Source organism: Rhodococcus sp. IEGM 1408, assembly GCF_033142235.1.
Taxonomy (GTDB): domain Bacteria; phylum Actinomycetota; class Actinomycetes; order Mycobacteriales; family Mycobacteriaceae; genus Dietzia.
In genome coordinates, this window is sequence record NZ_JAWLRW010000002.1 from 330033 (window position 1) to 346741 (window position 16709).

Consider the following 16709-nt stretch of genomic DNA (forward strand, 5'->3'; position numbering starts at 1 on the left):
GCGGTCAGTACTTGAACAGGTAGTCGGATTCCTCGGACCCGGCCAGGCGGCTGACCCGTTCGGCGAGGGCCGGGTGGTCGTGGAGACCGGGGTCGGCGTCGAGGATCTCCTCGGCGTGGCGGCGGGCGATCTCGATGACCTCGCCGTCGTCGACCACCGACAGCAGTCGGAGCGCCGAGAGCGCACCGGACTGGGCGTCGCCCAGGACGTCGCCCTCCCGGCGCTGCACCAGGTCCAGCTGGGCCAGGATGAACCCGTCGGTGGTGGCGGCCACCGCGTCGAGCCGCTCCATCGACTTGCCGCCCCTGCGGGAATTGGTTACGAGCAGGCAGAGCCCCGGCAACCCGCCCCGGCCCACCCGCCCACGGAGCTGGTGGAGCTGGCTCACCCCGAACCGCTCGGCGTCCATCACCACCATGACGGTGGCCTCCGGGACGTCCACGCCGACCTCGATCACGGTCGTCGCCACCAGGACGTCGAGCCGCCCCGAGGCGAAATCCGCCATCGCCGCATCCTTCTCCTCCGGCGGCAGCCTGCCGTGCATGAGACCCACCCGGACCCCGGAGAGCGGGCCCGTGGACAGGTACTCGTGCAGGTCCACGGCGGCGGCGAGCGGCGGGGCGTCGTCGGCCTTGTCGTCGTCCGGTTCGGCGGCGTCGATCCGCGCGCACACGACGTACGCCCGGTGGCCCGCGTCCACCTCCTCGCGCACCCGCTGCCACGCCCGCTCCACCCACAGCGGCTTGTCGCGGGCCGGCACCACCGAGGTGGAGATGGGCCGGCGGCCACCGGGCAGTTCCTGGAGCTCGGACACCTCCAGGTCGCCGAACACGGTCATCGCGATGGTCCGCGGGATCGGGGTCGCGGTCATCACCAGCAGGTGCGGGACCAGACCCTCGCGGCCCTTGGCGCGGAGCCGGTCGCGCTGACGGACGCCGAAGCGGTGCTGCTCGTCCACCACCACCAGACCCAGGTCGAAGAAGTCCACCGAGTCCTGGATCAGCGCATGGGTGCCCACGACGATCCCGGCCTCGCCGGTGACGATGTCCAGCAGCGCGGCCCGCCGCTGCGCGATGGACATCGACCCGGTCAGCAGCACAACCCGCGTGGCCTGCTCGGCCGCGCCGAACCGCCCCTGCTCGCCCAGGTCGCCGAGCATCGCCGACAACGAGCGGTGGTGCTGGGAGGCCAGCACCTCGGTGGGGGCGAGCATCACGCACTGTCGCCCCGCGTCCACCACCTGGAGCATCGCCAGCAGGGCCACGACCGTCTTGCCGGAGCCGACCTCACCCTGGAGCAGCCTGTTCATCGGTTCGTCGAGGGTCAGGTCCGCCGTGATCTCCGCCAGCACCGTCTCCTGGCCGTCGGTGAGCTCGAACGGCAGGCGTGAGAGCATCGCGGCCCGCACGCCGCCGGAGCGCACCGGACTGGCCGGGGCGGGGTCGCGCGCGACAAACCGGCGCCGGGCGCCCAGGAGGAGTTGGAGCGCGATCGCCTCGTCGAACCGGAGGCGGTAGCCCGCCCTGTCCTTCTCCTCGGTGTTCTCCGGCAGGTGCGCCTTGCGCAGCGCGTCGTCGAGGTCCATCAGTCCTGCCACCGCCCGCACGGTGGCGTCCAGGGGATCGACCACCGGGACCAGCGCCCTGACGGCGGTCACCACCGCGCCGAGCAGGTCCCACGAGGTCACCCCCTCCTTGGCCGCGTAGATGGGCAGCAGCGGACGGTCGAACAGGCTCGGGCCGCCCTCCGCGTCGATCTCCGCCGACAACCTTGCGAGGGCGGCGAGGTTCCCGGATCCCTTGAGCTGGCCCCCGGGTCCGGAGACCGGGCGCAGGACCAGGAACTCGGGGTGTTTCAGGTCGAGCTCGCGCCGGAACCGCGACACGGTCCCGTCGAACATCGCCACCGTGCCCACCGGCAGCATGAACTTGATCTTGCGGCCGGCAAAGTAGACGACCCTGAAGGAGGTGTCGCCGTCCTCCACCGTGAGCGTGAGCATCTCCCGGGCCTGGCCCTGCTTGGTGCTGTACGTGCGGGTCGCGGCCGTGCGGACCTTCCCGATGATCGTCACCCGCTCGCCGTCGACCAGCTCGCGCTTGTCGTAGCGCTGCCCGTGTTGTCGGTAGCGCCGGGGCAGGGTGTGGAGCAGGTCGCCGACGGTCCGGTGGCCGAAGGCGCCGGTGATCCGCTCCGCCAGTTCGGGATCGAGGACCTCCGTCAGCGGGGTGTCCGTGGTGGCCAGCGCGGTCATTCGACCCCGACGTGGGCGAGCACCCGGCCGGGCCCGGCGGCGTATCCCACGACCTCGACGTCCGGGTGGCGGTTCCTCAGGCGGGACAACGCCGCTTCGGAGGCGGCCTCGTCGTACTCCTCGCCGAGCAGGAGGGTGACCAGCTCCCCGCCGGAGGACAACAACCTCTCGGCGAGCGCGCAGACGGCGTCCACCAGGTCCGTGTGGATGAGCGCGACGTCGTGGCCGACCACGCCCAGCAGGTCACCCGCGTCGCAGCGTCCCACCATCGTGAGCGCGTCCTGTTCGGCCCGGACCAGGTGGGCGTGCCGGGTGGCCGCGGCGGCGTCGGCCATGCCGAAGCCGTCGAGGGACAGGGTGGTCGAGGGATCGTGGACCGCGAGTGCCGACAAGCCCTGGACGGCCGATCCCGTCGGGAGGATGAGGGCCTGCCCGTCGACCTCGCGCAGCGCCGCGTCGAGCGCACCGATCTGGGCCCTGGACAGCTCGCCGTTGGGCAGCACCAGCAGTTCCTCGGCGGACACCGCCAGAACCGCGTCGACCACCCCGTCGGCGTTCTCCCCGGGGTCCACGGTGTGCGCCCCCGCCTCGGCGAACAGGTCAGCCAGGGGGCCGCTCGGGACGATCGCCACGACCGCCCGCTCGGGGGCCCGCCCGTGCCCGTCCGCGTGCAGGTGACCGTCCAGGCGGTCGTCTGCGTGGGTGTGCCCGTCCGCGTGGTCGACCGCGGCGGGCGCGTGCACCGGGTCCAGCATGTCCGTCACCCGGATCTCGGTGATCCGGCCGAGCGGGAGGGCGACCTCGATCGCCGTACCGATGTCGTTGGTGTGCACGTGCACGGCCCAGCGCGCGTTGTCCCCGGTGCCGCCGTCACCCACGACCCCCACGCTGTCGCCGAGCGTCCGCAGCGCGGACCTGACCTCGTCCGCGCGCGCGTCATCCGAGTGGGTCAGCGAATACATGACCTCGTAACGGGTCACCTCCGAGCCGTCCCTGCCCGTCGCCGCGGCCGACGGGTCGGACCGGGTGGCCGCGTCGCTCGGCTGGTCGGCGGGGATGAAGTAGTCCGGCCGCTCCGGGGCCTCCCCCAGGAGGACCTCGACCATGGTGTCGAGGAGGATCAGGAGGCCGCGACCACCGGCGTCCACGACTCCGGCCCGCGCGAGCGCCGGCAACTGGGACGTCGTGCGGTCGAGGGCCTGGGCCCCGGCGTCCGCGGCGGCCCGTGCCACCTCGGCGAGCGACGAGGCCGAGGACCGGACCGCCCCGGCCGCGGCTTCGCGCAGGACCGTCACGATGGTGCCCTCGACCGGGTCGCTGATCGCGTGGTTGACGAGCGTGACCGCGGTCCGGAGCGCGCGCCGATAGGTGGAGGCGTCGAGGACGGTGAAGGTCGCTGCCTCGCCGACCGCCCGGAGGACCTGGGACAGGATGACGCCCGAGTTCCCCCGCGCTCCGTGAACCGCGCCGTGGCCCAGCGCCACCGCGATCTCGCGGGCTCCGGCGCTTCCCCCACCCTCGGAGATCCAGGCCTCCTCGCCCTCGGCCCTCTCGACGGCGGCTCGCATCGTGTAGAGGAGGTTGGTGCCCGTGTCGGCGTCCGGAACCGGGAAGACGTTGAGAGCGTTGATCTCCTCGCGGTGGGTCGCCAGTTGCTCCACGCACCTGCGGGCCCAGCCCAGCAACCCGTGGGCGTCGAGAGAGGACGGGCGTTCCTCGACACGCGTCGACTCCGGCGTCATCACCCCTCCTCGATTCGGCTCACCCCTGCGCCCCGACGTCACCGTCGGCGCGGCCAAGCCTAGTACCCTCACCCTTCGACAGCCGTCGAACTGGCCGAGACGGCCACCATCAGCACCGGGAGCGCCAATGACCTCTGATCTCGCCGACACCCCCCTCGTCTCCCTGGAGGGCGGGGTCCTCACGCTCCCGGTGTCGCTCGACGGCAAGGGCAACTCGCTCGACTCCGACTGCATCAGCCAGGCCGGCGTCGCCCTCGACTCGGTGCTCGCCGGCACGGTGGACGTCGGGGCGATCCTCCTGGTGGGCCTGGGCAAGAACTTCTGCGCGGGCGGCAACGTGCCCGGGTTCGCGGCGGCCGAGGACCGGTCGGAGCACGTCCGCGAGCTCGCCGACCGCCTCCACGGGGTGGTCCGCCAGCTCGACCGGGCGCCCGTGCCGGTGGTCGCCGCCGTGGCCGGCTGGGCGGCCGGGGCGGGGCTGTCCCTGGCGCTGGCCGCCGACTTCTCGGTCGGCGGCCCGGACACCCGCCTGCTGGCCGCGTATCCGGGGATCGGACTGTCCCCCGACGGCGGGATGTCGTGGCGGCTGCCGCGAGCGATCGGACAGTCCGCGGCCCGCGCGTTCATCCTGGGCAACGAGCCGGTGGACGGCGAGCGGGCTCACCGGATGGGGATGATCACCACGTTCGTCGAGGGCGATGTCCCCACCGCCGCCCGTGAGCTCGCTGCACGGCTCGCCTCCGGCCCCCGCGCGTCCTACGCCGCGACCAAGGAACTGCTGCGTCGGTCCGAGGTCAACTCGCTGTCGGAGCAGCTCGACGCCGAGCGTGACTCCATCGCGACGCTGGCCGTGTCCCCCGACGGGATCGAGGGCGTGAACGCGTTCGTGGCCAAGCGGACCCCGCGGTTCGGCGACGCCTGAGTCCTCGGCGACCCGGTGCGGGCGCTCCTCTACATGTGTTTAGGTGAGCGCGCGTCACCTCGGCGTCAGTCAGGCCGGAGCTAGTTCAGGCCGCCGCTCGTTCAGGCCGCCGCTCGATCAGGCCGGTGGCTCCCCGGGTCGGTCCGCCAACCGCCAGTCCACGGGCTCCGCACCCAGCCGTGCCAGCTCGTCGTTGGCGCGGCTGAACGGACGGGAGCCGAAGAACCCGCGCGAGGCCGAGAGCGGCGAGGGGTGCGCGGAGGCGATGATCGGCGTCTCCCCCAGCAACGGCTCCAGCGATTGCGCCTGCCTGCCCCACAGGATCGCCACCAGCGGACGGTCCCGTTCCACCAGCGCCTCGATCGCTCTCCCGGTGACCTCTTCCCAGCCCTTGCGGCGGTGCGAGGCGGGCTCCCCGGGTGCCACGGTGAGGACGCGGTTGAGCAGTAGGACCCCCGCACTCGCCCACGCCTGGAGGTCGCCGTGCTCCGGCGCCCGCAGCCCCAGGTCGTTGGAGTATTCGCGATAGATGTTGACCAGGCTCCGCGGCAGGGGGCGGACGTCCGCGTCCACCGCGAAGCTCAACCCGACGGAATGGCCGGGCGTCGGGTAGGGGTCCTGGCCCACGATCAGCACCCGGACGTCGTCGAACGGGTGCGAGAACGCGCGCAGCACCCGGTCCGCCGCGGGGAGGTAACCCCGGCCGGCGGCGGTCTCCTCCCGCAGGAAGTCCCCCATCTCGCGGATCCGCTCCGCCACCGGCGCGAGCGCCCGCGCCCACCCGGGGTCGATCACGTCCCCGAGAGGCGGCGGGGTCGCCTGTAGACCGCCCACCGGTCAGTCCAACCGTCGGAGTTCGGAGCGGTACCTCATCGCGTTGTCGTGATACTTCTGCGTGTTCCCGGCCAGCATCTCGGGGTTCACCTCGTACCCTTCGCGGATCCTCGCGGGCGCCCCCATCGCCATGCGCCCGGCGGGCAGCTCGAACCGCGGCGGGATCAGGCACCCGGCGGCGACGATCGCCCCCGCGCCGATCACCGCGCCGTTGAGCACGATCGAGCCGGAGGAGATCAGGGAACCGTCGCCGATGGTCGCGCCCTCGATGTGGGCGTTGTGGCCGACGATGCAGTGCTCACCGATCAGCGTCGGCTCCGACTCGGTGCAGTGGACGATCGTCCCGTCCTGGATGTTGGTCATCGACCCGACCTCGATCCGCCCGTAGTCACCGCGCAGGACGGCGGTCGGCCACACGGAGACGCCCGGGCCGAGGCGTACCCGCCCGATGACCACGGCGTCGGGGTGCACCCACGCGTCGGGCGCGATGTCGGGTTCGAGGTCTCCCAGTGCGTAGACAGCCATGCGGCCACCCTAGTTCGCGGGTCTAGTTCACGCTGCGGGCGGAGTCCCAGCCTCCCGGGGTCCGGGGATCGCCGTCCACCGTCACCTCGCCCGGTTCCCCGGACCTGATCCTGCCGATCACGGTGAACCCCGGCGGGATGGTCGCGCCCGGCGGGAACGTGCCGAGCAACCCGTGGTCCTCGCCGCCGTCGAGGATCCAGTCCAGGACCTGCGCGTCGGGGTCCGCCGCGCCGAGGGCGGTCGCGGCGCCGGCGAGGAGGGGGTCGACGGGAAGCGCGTCGACGACGAGGTCGGCGGCCACCCCCGAGGCCCGCGCGACGCCCGCGAGGTCGCGGAGCAGACCATCGCTGACGTCGGTGAGCGCGTGGGCCCCGGCCAGCCGCGCGGCCGTGCCGGAGCCGATCGGCGGCACGGGCACCCGGTGCGACTGCTGCAGCGGGCCGTCGGCGCGGCCGGCCAGGAGCAGCGCGAGCCCCGCCGCGGACCGCCCGGGTTGACCGGTGAGCGCCACCGCGTCGCCCGGGGCGGCGCCGTCGATCCGCACGGGGCGCGCCCCGTCCGGGAGGGTGCCGATCGCCGTCACGTTGACGACGACGAGGTGGGCGCTGGTGAGATCGCCGCCCACCACCACGGCGCCGGATCGCGCTGCCTCCTCGTGGATCCCGGCCGACAACTGGGCGATCTGATCCGTCGTGGTCTCGCCGGGTACGGCCACGGCCACCAGGACACGGGAGCAGTCGGCGCCCATCGCCAGGACGTCCGAGACGTTCTGGGCCACGGCCCGGCGTCCGATGTCCCTCCAGGTGGTCAGGTCCAGTCGGAAGTGCGTCCCCTCCACCAGCATGTCGGTCGTCACCACCGTCGCGGCGGCCGGACCCAGGACCGCGGCGTCGTCGCCGTTGCCCACCGGGTCCCCTGAGTGGGCGTCCCCCGGACCCCGCAGCACCGCCAGGACAGCGGCCTCCCCCACCGCCGCGACGGTGGGGTGCGGGTCGGTCGCTGGGTTCATCGATGTCCTCGCGGTCAGGCGCCGGGCGAGCCGGAGCGGGTCTGTAGCGTTGCCGTCAGGCTAGCGGCCGCCACCACGGCGGCCCGGCAGAGGCGAGGGGACGACACGGCGTGAGCACTACGGACACCGACCCGGGCGACATCGGACCTGGCAGCACCGGCCCTCGCGACACCGGACCTGGCAACACCGGCCCTCGCGGCTACGACCCTCGCGACACCGTGAGCCCTTCCGACAGGTCTGCGGACGGAACCCCACGGCCGGTCTCTACCCTCGTGGTGATCGCCGCGGTGATCATCCCGCTCGTGATGCTCGCCGTGGTCCTGGTCCTGGTGCGGGGCGTCGGCGACGAGGCGGCCGACGCAGCCGCGAGCGAACCCGTCACGGCCGTGACCGTCCCGGCTCCCGGCGCGGAGTCCGAGGATTGTCTCGCCCTGCTCCGGTCGCTGCCCGATTCCCTCGGGGACGCCAGGCGGGTGGCGTTCAACGAACCCGCCCCGCCGGGTGCGGCGGCCTACCGGATGCCCGACGCCGAGCCCGTCGTGGTCCGCTGTGGACTCGACGCCCCGCCGACCTTCACCGTCGGCACCACCCTGCAGGAGGTCAACGGGGTGGAGTGGTTCAACGAACCCGATCCGGACCCGGCCGTGACGTCGTCGACCTGGGTGGCCGTCGACCGGCCGCAGTACATCGCGGTGACGCTGCCCGAGGGAAGCGGGACCGGCCCGATCCAGGACCTGTCCAACGCACTCGAAGCCAGCCTCGACGCCGTCGAACCGCGGCCGGCGCCGATCGGCTGACCAGCGGGGTCAGGTCCCGGCGAGCGCGGTCCGCAGGAGTGTGTCGAGCAGGGTGGGGTAGTCCACCCCGGTCGCCGCCCACATCTGCGGGTACATCGAGATCGGGGTGAAGCCCGGCATGGTGTTGACCTCGTTGATCACCGGGCCGGAGTCGGTGACGAAGAAGTCCACCCGGCTCAGTCCCCGGGCGTCCAGAGCGTGGAACGCCTCCACGGCGAGCGCCCGCAGACGGTCGGTCTCCCCGGCGGGGAGCTCGGCAGGCAGGTCGAAGGTGCACACGTCGTCGAGGTACTTGGTGTCGAAGTCGTAGAAGGCCTCGCCCTCCGTCTCTCCGGGCTGGCCGGTGGCCTCCCCGGGGATGTGCAGCTCGGCGGGCAGGCTCGCCTCCACGCGTCCGTCCGGGTACTGCAGGACGCCGCACTCGACCTCGCGTCCGACGATGGCGGCCTCGACGATCACCTTGGGGTCGAAGCGGCGCGCCTCGGCGATCGCCGCCTCGAGGTCCTGCGCCCGCGAGACCTTGGTGATGCCGATGGACGAGCCACCGCGGGCGGGCTTGACGAACAGCGGGAGTCCGAGCCGGTCGCAGTCCGCCTCGGAGAGGCTCTCGGTCCCCGGACGCAGCACGACCTGCTGACCGATCGGCAGCCCCGCCGCGCCCAGTACGACCTTGGTGAACTCCTTGTCCATCCCGGCGGCGCTGGCGAAGACGCCCGGCCCGACGTACGGGATCCCCGAGAGTTCGAGCAGCCCCTGGATGGTCCCGTCCTCCGCGTGCGTGCCGTGCATGACCGGGAAGACCACGTCCACGCGGGCGATCTCCTCCCCGGCCCGTTCGCCGTCGACGTACCGCAGCACCCCGCGGTCGTCCACGGACAGGCCGAGCGCGACCTGCGGGCGGTGCGGGTCGACCACCGGCATGCTGCGGTCGACTATGCGCAGGTCGGAGACATCGTCGGGGCCCAGGGTCCAGGCCCCGGACCCGGTGATCCCCACGGGGATCACCTCATAGACGGCGGCGTCGAGATGGGCCATGACGGCGCCGGCGGATACGCAGCTCACGGAGTGTTCGGAGCTGCGACCGCCGTAGAGGACGGCAACGGTGATGCGGTTCACCGGGCCGAGGCTACTCGGGCTTGGTGCTGCGCCTCATGAGGCGCACCGCCACCTCGACGGCGTTGCCGCCCTCGTGGCAGATCTCGTGGATCGCCTCGGTGAGCGGCATCTCCACCCCCACCCGGCGGGAGAGCTCGCGGATCGACGTGCAGGACTTCACGCCCTCGGCCACCTGGCCGTTGGTGGCCTGCTGAGCCTGTTCCAGGGTCTCCCCCCGGCCCAGGCGCTCGCCGAAGGTGCGGTTCCGCGACAACGGCGAGGTGCACGTGGCCACCAGGTCGCCGAGCCCGGCCAGACCGGCGAACGTCATCTGGTTGGCCCCCAGGGCGACGCCCAGCCTGGTGGATTCCGCCAGGCCCCGGGTGACGAGCGTGGCCATCGTGTTGTCCCCGAGCCCCATCCCGCGGGCGATCCCGCACACCAGCGCGATCACGTTCTTGGTGGCACCGCCGATCTCGCAACCCACCACATCGGTGTTGGTGTACGGGCGGAAGTAGCGCGTGGAGAAGGCGTCCTGGAGCCGGGCGGCGCGTTCGGGGTCGGTGCAGGCGATGACGGTCGCCGCGGGCTGACCCTCCGCGATCTCCCGCGCCAGGTTCGGCCCCGACAGCGCGGCGATCTTGTCCTCCGGCAGCCCCGTGACCTGGGCGACCACCTCGCTGATCCGCATCAGGGTGCCCGTCTCGATGCCCTTGGCCAGGGAGATGACCCCCGCGCCCGGCTCGAACAGGTCCACCCACGTCTCCAGGTTCCCGCGCAGGCTCTGGGACGGGACCGCCAGCACGACCTCGGTCGACCCCGCGAGCACCTCGGCCGGATCGGTCGAGGCGGTGACGGTCGCCGGCAGGATGATCTCCGGTAGGTACTTGTCGTTGCGGTGTCCCTCGTTGATCCCCCGGGCCACCTCATCGCGCCGGGCCCACATGACGACCTCGTTGCCGGCATCCGCGAGCACCTTGCCCACCGCGGTCCCCCACGACCCCGCACCCATCACCGCGACCCGCGCCATTTCGCCTCCCGGCTCTCCGTGCTCCACCTCAGTCCCACCGACGGTGGATCGTGAGCAAACGCTACCCGGCGCGGGGCACTCCGGCGGCCCGGCTGGCAGGATGGCGGGCGATGAGCACGATGGTGGGACGCGGGACAGCCGACGGCGGGTGGACGATCATCGTCCCCGTCAAGGCTCTCGACCGCGCCAAGAGCAGGCTCGCACGCGCATTGTCGGCCCCGGGTCGCCGTGCGCTCGTCCTGGCGATGGCCACCGACGTCTTCCGCACCTGCGCCGGGTCGCCCGCCGTCTCCCGCGTCAGGGTGGTCACCTCCGACCCCGATGTCGGAGCTCTCGCCCGAGGGTTCGGTCTCGAGGTCGTGCCGGAACCCCCGGCCGGCCCGGACCGGCCGGACATCGATCCGCTCAACGCCGCTCTGACGGCGGCGCTCTCCGGGGTGTCGGGCCCGGTGGGAGTGGTGACCGCGGATCTCCCCGAGCTCGATTCCGACACGTTCGAACGGGTGCTCTCCGCCGCCGCTCGGCACGCGCATTCCATGGTCCCCGACCATCGCGGCGTCGGGACGACCATGGTCTTCTGGACCGGCCCCGCGACGACGCGGGTGCCCCGCTTCGGTGCCGACTCCGCGGCCCGGCACGTCTCCGAGGGCGGGGCGGTCCCGCTCCTGGGTGCCGACACCTCCGGCGCCGCCGGACGCGATGTCGACACCCCCGAGGACCTGGCCGGACTCTCCGGCCGAACCGTGGGCGGGGCCACCGCTACGACTCTCCGGGCACGCGCCGACGCACCCGGCGCCCACGCCGCCGGGGTATCGGCAACAATGGTCCCGTGACCGCAGACGAACTCGTCCACGAACTGCTCCCCCGACCCCGCGACCGCTACCTCAATCGCGAACTCAGCTGGCTCGACTTCAACGCCCGGGTTCTGGGACTGGCCGGAGAAAAGGAACTGCCGCTGCTCGAGCGCGCCAAGTTCCTGGCGATCTTCGGCTCGAATCTCGACGAGTTCTACATGGTCCGCGTGGCCGGTCTGAAGCGACGCGACAAGACGGGGCTGTCGGTGCGGTCGGCCGATGGCCAGACACCTGCCGAGCAGCTCGGCCGGATCAGCATCCGTACGCGCGAACTCTGCGACGAGCAGACCCGGCTGTTCCACGACGAGATCCGTCCCGAGCTCGAGCAGAACGGGGTCCGGATCCTGCCCTGGAGCGAGCTCACCGCGGACGAGCGGTTCTCGCTGGCGGAGCTGTTCCGGAACTCCATCTTCCCGGTCCTCACCCCGCTCGCGGTCGACCCGGCACACCCCTTCCCCTACATCTCCGGCCTCAGCCTCAACCTCGCGGTGATCATCCGGGACATCGGATCCGGGCAGGAGCACTTCGCCCGGGTCAAGATCCCGCACAACGTCCCCCGCTTCGTCCGGGTGGACCGGGGGGTCGACGACGAGTACACGTTCGTCCCCGCGGAGCAGATCATCGCCGCGCACCTCGGCGACCTCTTCCAGGGCATGGAGATCGTCGAGCACCACGTCTTCCGGGTGACCCGCAACGCGGACATGGAGGTCGAGGAGGACCGCGACGAGGACCTGCTCCAGGCCCTCGAACGCGAGCTGGCCCGCCGCCGCTTCGGTTCGGCCGTCCGCCTGGAGATCGCCGAGGACATGACGCCGCGGATGCTCCGCATCCTGCAACACGAGCTCGACGTGGAACACGCGGACGTGATCCGGTTCTCCGGGCTGCTCGACCTGACGGGCCTCTGGCAGATCCACGGGCTGGACCTGCCCGACCTCAAGGATCCGGCCATGATCCCGGCCACGCCGCCGGCCTTCGGTGAGCGGGAGACGGCCCGGAACATCTTCGCCTCCCTCCAGGAGGGGGACGTCCTCGTCGAGCACCCCTACGAGTCGTTCGCCACCACCGTGCAGCGGTTCATCGAACAGGCCGCAGCGGACCCGAACGTCCTGGCGATCAAGCAGACCCTGTACCGGACCTCCGGCGACTCCCCCATCGTCAACGCGCTCGTGGACGCTGCTGCGGCGGGCAAGCAGGTGGTCGCGCTGGTCGAGATCAAGGCGCGGTTCGACGAGCAGAACAACATCCGCTGGGCCCGCGAACTCGAGCAGGCCGGCGTCCACGTGGTGTACGGCCTGCTGGGCCTCAAGACCCACTGCAAGACCTGCCTGGTGGTGCGCAAGGAGGGCGACCAGCTCCGGCGCTACGCGCACATCGGCACCGGCAACTACAACCCCAAGACGGCCCGCCTCTACGAGGACGTCGGGCTGTTCACCGCGGACGAGGACGTCGCGTCCGACCTCACCGACCTGTTCAACCACCTCACCGGGTTCTCCAACGTCTCCAAGTACCGGCGACTGCTCGTGGCCCCCGAGGGAATCCGCTCGGGGCTCATCGAGCGGATCGACCGCGAGATCGCGTTCGCGGCCGAGGGACGCGAGGCGGGGATCCGGCTCAAGGCCAACGCCCTGGTCGACGAGCAGATCATCGACGCGCTCTACCGCGCCTCCCAGTCGGGTGTCCCGGTGGAGATCGTCGTCCGCGGTATCTGTGCTCTGCGCGCCGGGGTGCCCGGGCTCAGCGAGAACATCCACGTGCGGTCGATCCTCGGCCGCTTCCTCGAGCATTCGCGGATCCTGAACTTCCGCGCGGCGGACGAGGTCCTCATCGGCAGCGCCGACATGATGCACCGCAACCTGGACCGCCGAGTGGAGGTCATGACCACGGTCACCGACCCCCGGCTCAAGGGGCAGATCCACCGCATCTTCGACTCCGCCCTCGATCCGGCCACCAGGAGCTTCCACCTCCAGCCCGACGCCTCGTGGACGCGCATGCCGCCCGCCGAGGACTGGGCCGACTCGGTCGACCACCAGGAACGCATGGCCGCCTTCCACGCAGGGTTCCGGAACCGTTGAGCAAGGCGCCGGGCAAGGTGGGGAGCAGGACGGGCGGCAAGGGCGGGTCCCGTGTCCGGGTGGTCCCCGCCGCCGGTGCGGTGCTGTACCGGATGGATGGGGACACCCCGCGTTGTGCTGTCGTCCACCGCCCCCGTTACGACGACTGGTCACTGCCCAAGGGCAAGGTCGACGCCGGGGAGTCGCTGCCGGTTACCGCGGTGCGGGAGATCGCCGAGGAGACGGGCTTCACCGCTGCCCTCGAGTCGCGGATCGGCACCACGGCGTACCCGCTCAAGGCGAACACCCGCAAAGAGGTCACCTACTGGTCGGCGCTCGCCCACGGTGGTGGGTTCGAGCCGAACTCCGAGGTGGACGAGATCCGGTGGCTGCCCGTCGACCAGGCCAGGGAACTGGTCTCCTACTCGTTGGACCGCAAGATTCTGTCCCGCTTCGCGGACGCCCGACCGGCGGACTCGGTCCTCCTGCTGGTCCGGCACGCCAAGGCCGGGAGCAGGTCGGAGTGGAGCGGCGACGACACGCTCCGTCCGCTCGACAAGTCGGGGCGGACCCAGGCCGAGCTCCTGGTCCCGATGCTCCGGGCCTTTGGTGTCCGGCGGCTGTTCAGCGCCCCCCGGGTGCGCTGTGAACAGACCCTCGCCCCACTGGCCGACGAGTTGGGGGTCGGGATGGGAACCGAGCCGGCACTCACCGACGAGGGATACCTGGACGACCCGGTGGCCGCACGACGGCGCCTGGTCGAGCTCGCCGCCGGCAACGGGGTGGCGGCGGTGAGTTCGCAGGGAACAGCGATCCCCGGGATGGTCGAGGACCTGGCCGCGCTGGCCGGGATCAGCGTGGGGTCCACGTCGACCAAGAAGGCCGGGGCATGGGGGCTGGGTTTCGACGGCGAGACGCTGGTGTACGCCGACTACTACCCGAGCCCCCTGCCGCTGCTGTGAGCCGGCGGCTCAGCTGACCTGAACCTCAGCTGACCCGGTCCTCAGCTGACCTTGTCGTGCTGGGCCACCCCGTTGCGCAGACCGCCGAACGCCTGGTGCGAGCTGGACCGCTTGGCGGCCAGGCGCCCCTCGGGGAGCGGTTCGCTGCCCTGGATCACGGACTTGAAGTACTGCCCCGGGCGGAACGCCGGCGAGTAGGTGGGCGGCACGGGGATGGACTCGCCGGTGTGCGGGTTCCGCGCGACCCTGGCTGCGCGGCGGCGCTTCTCAAAGATGCCGAACCCCATGATGGTGATGGACTCCCCCGACGCCACCGTCCGCACGATGATGTCGAGTGTGTTCTCCAGTGCCTCGGTGGCGAGCTGATGATCTCCGCCCATCCGGTCCGCCAGTTCTGCGATCAGGTCAGCCTTGTTCACGTCGGGGTCCCCCTTCGAGTGGGTACGCGGGCGCGGGATACTCCCGCACCGCAGTAAACATAAGCATATTCACACCTAGACACCAGTCCGGGTCGGTTTCGGAGGAGACTCCACACTTTCCCGGCGAAGGCCCGTCAACGGGGGGTGGTGACCGGCTTGAACGAGGGCCTGCGCGCCTCGAATTCCGAGATGGCATCGGCCTGTCGCAAGGTGAGCCCGATATCGTCGAGCCCCTCCATGAGACGCCACCGCGTGTAGTCGTCGATGTCGAACGGAACGGTCACATCACCCGCGGTGACCGTCCGCGTGACCAGGTCGACGGTCAGCTCGATTCCCGGTCGCTCGTCCATGATCTTCCACAGCAGCTCCACATTCTGCTGGTCGACCTGGGCCGCCACCAGACCGGACTTCCCGGAGTTGCCGCGGAAGATGTCGGCGAAACGGGACGAGATGACCACGCGGAAACCGAAGTCCTTCAGCGCCCACACCGCGTGCTCGCGGGAGGAGCCGGTACCGAAGTCGGAACCCGCCACCAGCACGGAGGCGCGGTCGTACGGCGAGCGGTTGAGGACGAAGTCGGGCTCGTTAGCCCGCCAGGACGAGAACAGGCCGTCCTCGAACCCGGTGCGCGTGACGCGCTTGAGGTACTCGGCCGGGATGATCTGGTCGGTGTCCACGTTGGACCGGTGCAGGGGGGCACCGATGCCGGTGTGGGTGGTGATGGGCTCCATGAAGAGTCAGGCCCCCTTCGCGGGCTCGAGATCGGCGGGCGAGGCGAGGCGCCCGATGACGGCGGTGGCCGCGGCGACCGCCGGGCTGACGAGGTGGGTGCGGGCGCCCTTGCCCTGGCGACCCTCGAAGTTCCGGTTGGAGGTCGAGGCGCAGCGCTGCCCCGGCAGGAGCGAGTCCGGGTTCATGCCGAGGCACATGGAACACCCGGGCTGACGCCACTCGGCGCCGAAGGCGGTGAACACCTTGTCCAGGCCCTCTTCCTCGGCCTGCTCACGGACCTGCATCGACCCGGGGACCACCAGCATGCGGACACCGTCCGCCACCGTCCGGCCCTCGATGACCTCGGCCACGGTCCGCAGGTCCTCGATACGACCGTTGGTGCACGACCCGACAAAGACCACGTCGACCCCGACCTCGCGCAGCGGCGTGCCGGCCTCGAGATCCATGTACTCCAGGGCGCCCTCGGCGGCGATCCGCTCGTTCTCGTCGCCGAAGGACTCGGGGTGCGGGACGGCCGATCCGAGCGGCGCGCCCTGCCCGGGGTTGGTCCCCCAGGTGACGAACGGGGTGAGCGTTGAGCCGTCGATCACGACCTCGGTATCGAACACGGCGTCGTCGTCGGTGTTCAGGCCGTTCCAGTACTCGACGGCCGCGTCCCACTCCGCGCCGGCGGGCGCGTGGGGCCGACCCTCGAGGTAGTCGTACGTGGTCTGGTCGGGGGCGATCATGCCGGCCCGCGCCCCGGCCTCGATGCTCATGTTGCAGATGGTCATCCGGGCCTCCATCGAGAGCTTGGAGATGGCGTCGCCGCGATACTCGATGATGTGGCCCTGACCGCCGCCGGTGCCGATCTGGGTGATGACGGCCAGGATCAGGTCCTTGGCGGAGACGCCGGGCTGCAGCTCGCCGGTGACCGTGACCGCCATGGTCTTGAACGGCCGCAGGGACAGCGTCTGGGTGGCCATGACGTGCTCGACCTCGGAGGTGCCGATACCCATCGCGATGGAGCCGAACGCGCCGTGGGTCGAGGTGTGGGAGTCGCCGCACACGATCGTCATGCCGGGCTGGGTGAGGCCGAGCTGGGGGCCGATGATGTGGACGATCCCCTGCTCGGAATCGCCCATCGGGTACGCCCGGACGCCGAACTCCGCGCAGTTGTTGCGCAAGGTCTCGATCTGGGTCCGCGAGACCCGGTCGGCGATGAGGTTGATCGCACCGCCCACGATGTCAGTGGGGACGTTGTGGTCCTCGGTCGCCAGGGTGAGGTCCGGGCGGTGCAGGCCGCGGCCGGCCAGCCGGAGCCCGTCGAAGGCCTGGGGGCTGGTGACCTCGTGGATGAGATGGAGATCGATGTAGACGAGGTCGGGCTCGCGGGACTCCCCCTCGCCCGTTCCGCGGACCACCACGTGGTCGTCCCAGACCTTCTCGGCCAGGGTCCGGGGCCGCGCGCCGCCGGTCGTTGTCTCACTCATCACGCCTCCAGTCC

The 16709-nt window shown here is 71.5% G+C and carries 15 protein-coding genes; 5 read left to right on the plus strand and 10 right to left on the minus strand.

The features are described from left to right. Positions 1-4: 4 nt before the first annotated feature. Together recG and R4P08_RS04395 are read right to left on the minus strand one after the other, a co-directional pair. Positions 5-2251, minus strand: a complete 2247-nt coding sequence (recG, locus tag R4P08_RS04390) for an ATP-dependent DNA helicase RecG (RefSeq protein WP_317812535.1) — start codon at positions 2249-2251, stop codon at positions 5-7. Next, complete coding sequence (locus R4P08_RS04395; protein WP_317812536.1) at positions 2248-3993, minus strand: DAK2 domain-containing protein; 1746 nt, start codon at positions 3991-3993, stop codon at positions 2248-2250. Before R4P08_RS04395 ends, recG begins: the two co-directional genes overlap by 4 nt. Positions 3994-4120: 127 nt before the next feature. On the opposite strand from R4P08_RS04395, the gene R4P08_RS04400 reads away from it, so the two are divergent. Next, on the plus strand, positions 4121-4915 hold the full coding sequence (locus R4P08_RS04400; RefSeq protein WP_317812537.1) for an enoyl-CoA hydratase-related protein: 795 nt from the start codon (positions 4121-4123) through the stop codon (positions 4913-4915). A gap of 117 nt (positions 4916-5032) precedes the next feature. Here the strand turns inward: R4P08_RS04400 and R4P08_RS04405 are convergent, their stop codons facing one another. The 3 genes from R4P08_RS04405 to thiL are packed head-to-tail and all read right to left on the minus strand — an operon-like array spanning position 5033 to position 7283. Continuing rightward, entirely contained in the window at positions 5033-5749 is a 717-nt protein-coding gene (locus tag R4P08_RS04405) for a uracil-DNA glycosylase (protein ID WP_317812538.1), read from the minus strand. Between the two features lie 3 nt (positions 5750-5752). Then, entirely contained in the window at positions 5753-6274 is a 522-nt protein-coding gene (locus R4P08_RS04410) for a gamma carbonic anhydrase family protein (protein ID WP_317812539.1), read from the minus strand. Positions 6275-6296: 22 nt separating this feature from the next. Next, positions 6297-7283 (minus strand): thiamine-phosphate kinase, encoded by a 987-nt coding sequence (gene thiL, locus R4P08_RS04415; protein ID WP_317812540.1) that lies wholly within the window; start codon positions 7281-7283, stop codon positions 6297-6299. A 110-nt stretch (positions 7284-7393) separates the two neighbouring features. Between thiL and R4P08_RS04420 the strand changes: the two genes are divergently transcribed. Beyond that, complete coding sequence (locus R4P08_RS04420; protein ID WP_317812541.1) at positions 7394-8080, plus strand: DUF3515 domain-containing protein; 687 nt, start codon at positions 7394-7396, stop codon at positions 8078-8080. Between the two features lie 9 nt (positions 8081-8089). Here the strand turns inward: R4P08_RS04420 and R4P08_RS04425 are convergent, their stop codons facing one another. Next, complete coding sequence (locus tag R4P08_RS04425) at positions 8090-9196, minus strand: D-alanine--D-alanine ligase family protein (protein ID WP_317812542.1); 1107 nt, start codon at positions 9194-9196, stop codon at positions 8090-8092. 10 nt (positions 9197-9206) lie between these two features. Beyond that, a complete protein-coding gene (locus R4P08_RS04430; RefSeq protein ID WP_317812543.1) occupies positions 9207-10205 on the minus strand; it encodes an NAD(P)H-dependent glycerol-3-phosphate dehydrogenase in 999 nt (332 codons plus the stop codon). 110 nt (positions 10206-10315) lie between these two features. Between R4P08_RS04430 and cofC the strand changes: the two genes are divergently transcribed. The 3 genes from cofC to R4P08_RS04445 are packed head-to-tail and all read left to right on the plus strand — an operon-like array spanning position 10316 to position 14072. Continuing rightward, complete coding sequence (gene cofC, locus R4P08_RS04435; RefSeq protein ID WP_317812544.1) at positions 10316-11038, plus strand: 2-phospho-L-lactate guanylyltransferase; 723 nt, start codon at positions 10316-10318, stop codon at positions 11036-11038. Continuing rightward, positions 11035-13131 carry an RNA degradosome polyphosphate kinase gene (locus tag R4P08_RS04440; RefSeq protein ID WP_317812545.1) on the plus strand — a complete coding sequence of 699 codons (2097 nt, stop codon included), beginning with the start codon at positions 11035-11037 and terminating at the stop codon, positions 13129-13131. Before cofC ends, R4P08_RS04440 begins: the two co-directional genes overlap by 4 nt. Next, on the plus strand, positions 13128-14072 hold the full coding sequence (locus R4P08_RS04445) for an NUDIX hydrolase (protein ID WP_317812546.1): 945 nt from the start codon (positions 13128-13130) through the stop codon (positions 14070-14072). Before R4P08_RS04440 ends, R4P08_RS04445 begins: the two co-directional genes overlap by 4 nt. A gap of 41 nt (positions 14073-14113) precedes the next feature. Here the strand turns inward: R4P08_RS04445 and R4P08_RS04450 are convergent, their stop codons facing one another. From R4P08_RS04450 to leuC, 3 genes are all read right to left on the minus strand, one after another. Then, positions 14114-14491 carry an HU family DNA-binding protein gene (locus R4P08_RS04450; RefSeq protein ID WP_317812547.1) on the minus strand — a complete coding sequence of 126 codons (378 nt, stop codon included), beginning with the start codon at positions 14489-14491 and terminating at the stop codon, positions 14114-14116. A 134-nt stretch (positions 14492-14625) separates the two neighbouring features. After that, the gene (gene leuD, locus R4P08_RS04455) at positions 14626-15222 is read right to left on the minus strand and encodes a 3-isopropylmalate dehydratase small subunit (RefSeq protein ID WP_317812548.1); all 597 of its coding nucleotides are present in this window, start codon (positions 15220-15222) and stop codon (positions 14626-14628) included. Between the two features lie 6 nt (positions 15223-15228). Then, positions 15229-16695: a 3-isopropylmalate dehydratase large subunit gene (gene leuC, locus R4P08_RS04460; protein WP_317812549.1), complete on the minus strand. Its 1467-nt coding sequence runs from the start codon at positions 16693-16695 to the stop codon at positions 15229-15231. Between the last annotated feature and the right edge of the window lie 14 nt (positions 16696-16709).

Excerpts from the sequence above, each read along its gene's own strand:
- R4P08_RS04395 (WP_317812536.1), bottom strand. The coding sequence starts at position 3,993 with ATGACGCCGGAGTCGACGCGTGTCGAGGAACGCCCGTCCTCTCTCGAC.
- cofC (WP_317812544.1), top strand. The coding sequence starts at position 10,316 with ATGAGCACGATGGTGGGACGCGGGACAGCCGACGGCGGGTGGACGATC.
- recG (WP_317812535.1), bottom strand. The coding sequence starts at position 2,251 with ATGACCGCGCTGGCCACCACGGACACCCCGCTGACGGAGGTCCTCGAT.
- leuC (WP_317812549.1), bottom strand. The coding sequence starts at position 16,695 with ATGAGTGAGACAACGACCGGCGGCGCGCGGCCCCGGACCCTGGCCGAG.
- R4P08_RS04410 (WP_317812539.1), bottom strand. The coding sequence starts at position 6,274 with ATGGCTGTCTACGCACTGGGAGACCTCGAACCCGACATCGCGCCCGAC.
- leuD (WP_317812548.1), bottom strand. The coding sequence starts at position 15,222 with ATGGAGCCCATCACCACCCACACCGGCATCGGTGCCCCCCTGCACCGG.
- thiL (WP_317812540.1), bottom strand. The coding sequence starts at position 7,283 with ATGAACCCAGCGACCGACCCGCACCCCACCGTCGCGGCGGTGGGGGAG.
- R4P08_RS04400 (WP_317812537.1), top strand. The coding sequence starts at position 4,121 with ATGACCTCTGATCTCGCCGACACCCCCCTCGTCTCCCTGGAGGGCGGG.
- R4P08_RS04430 (WP_317812543.1), bottom strand. The coding sequence starts at position 10,205 with ATGGCGCGGGTCGCGGTGATGGGTGCGGGGTCGTGGGGGACCGCGGTG.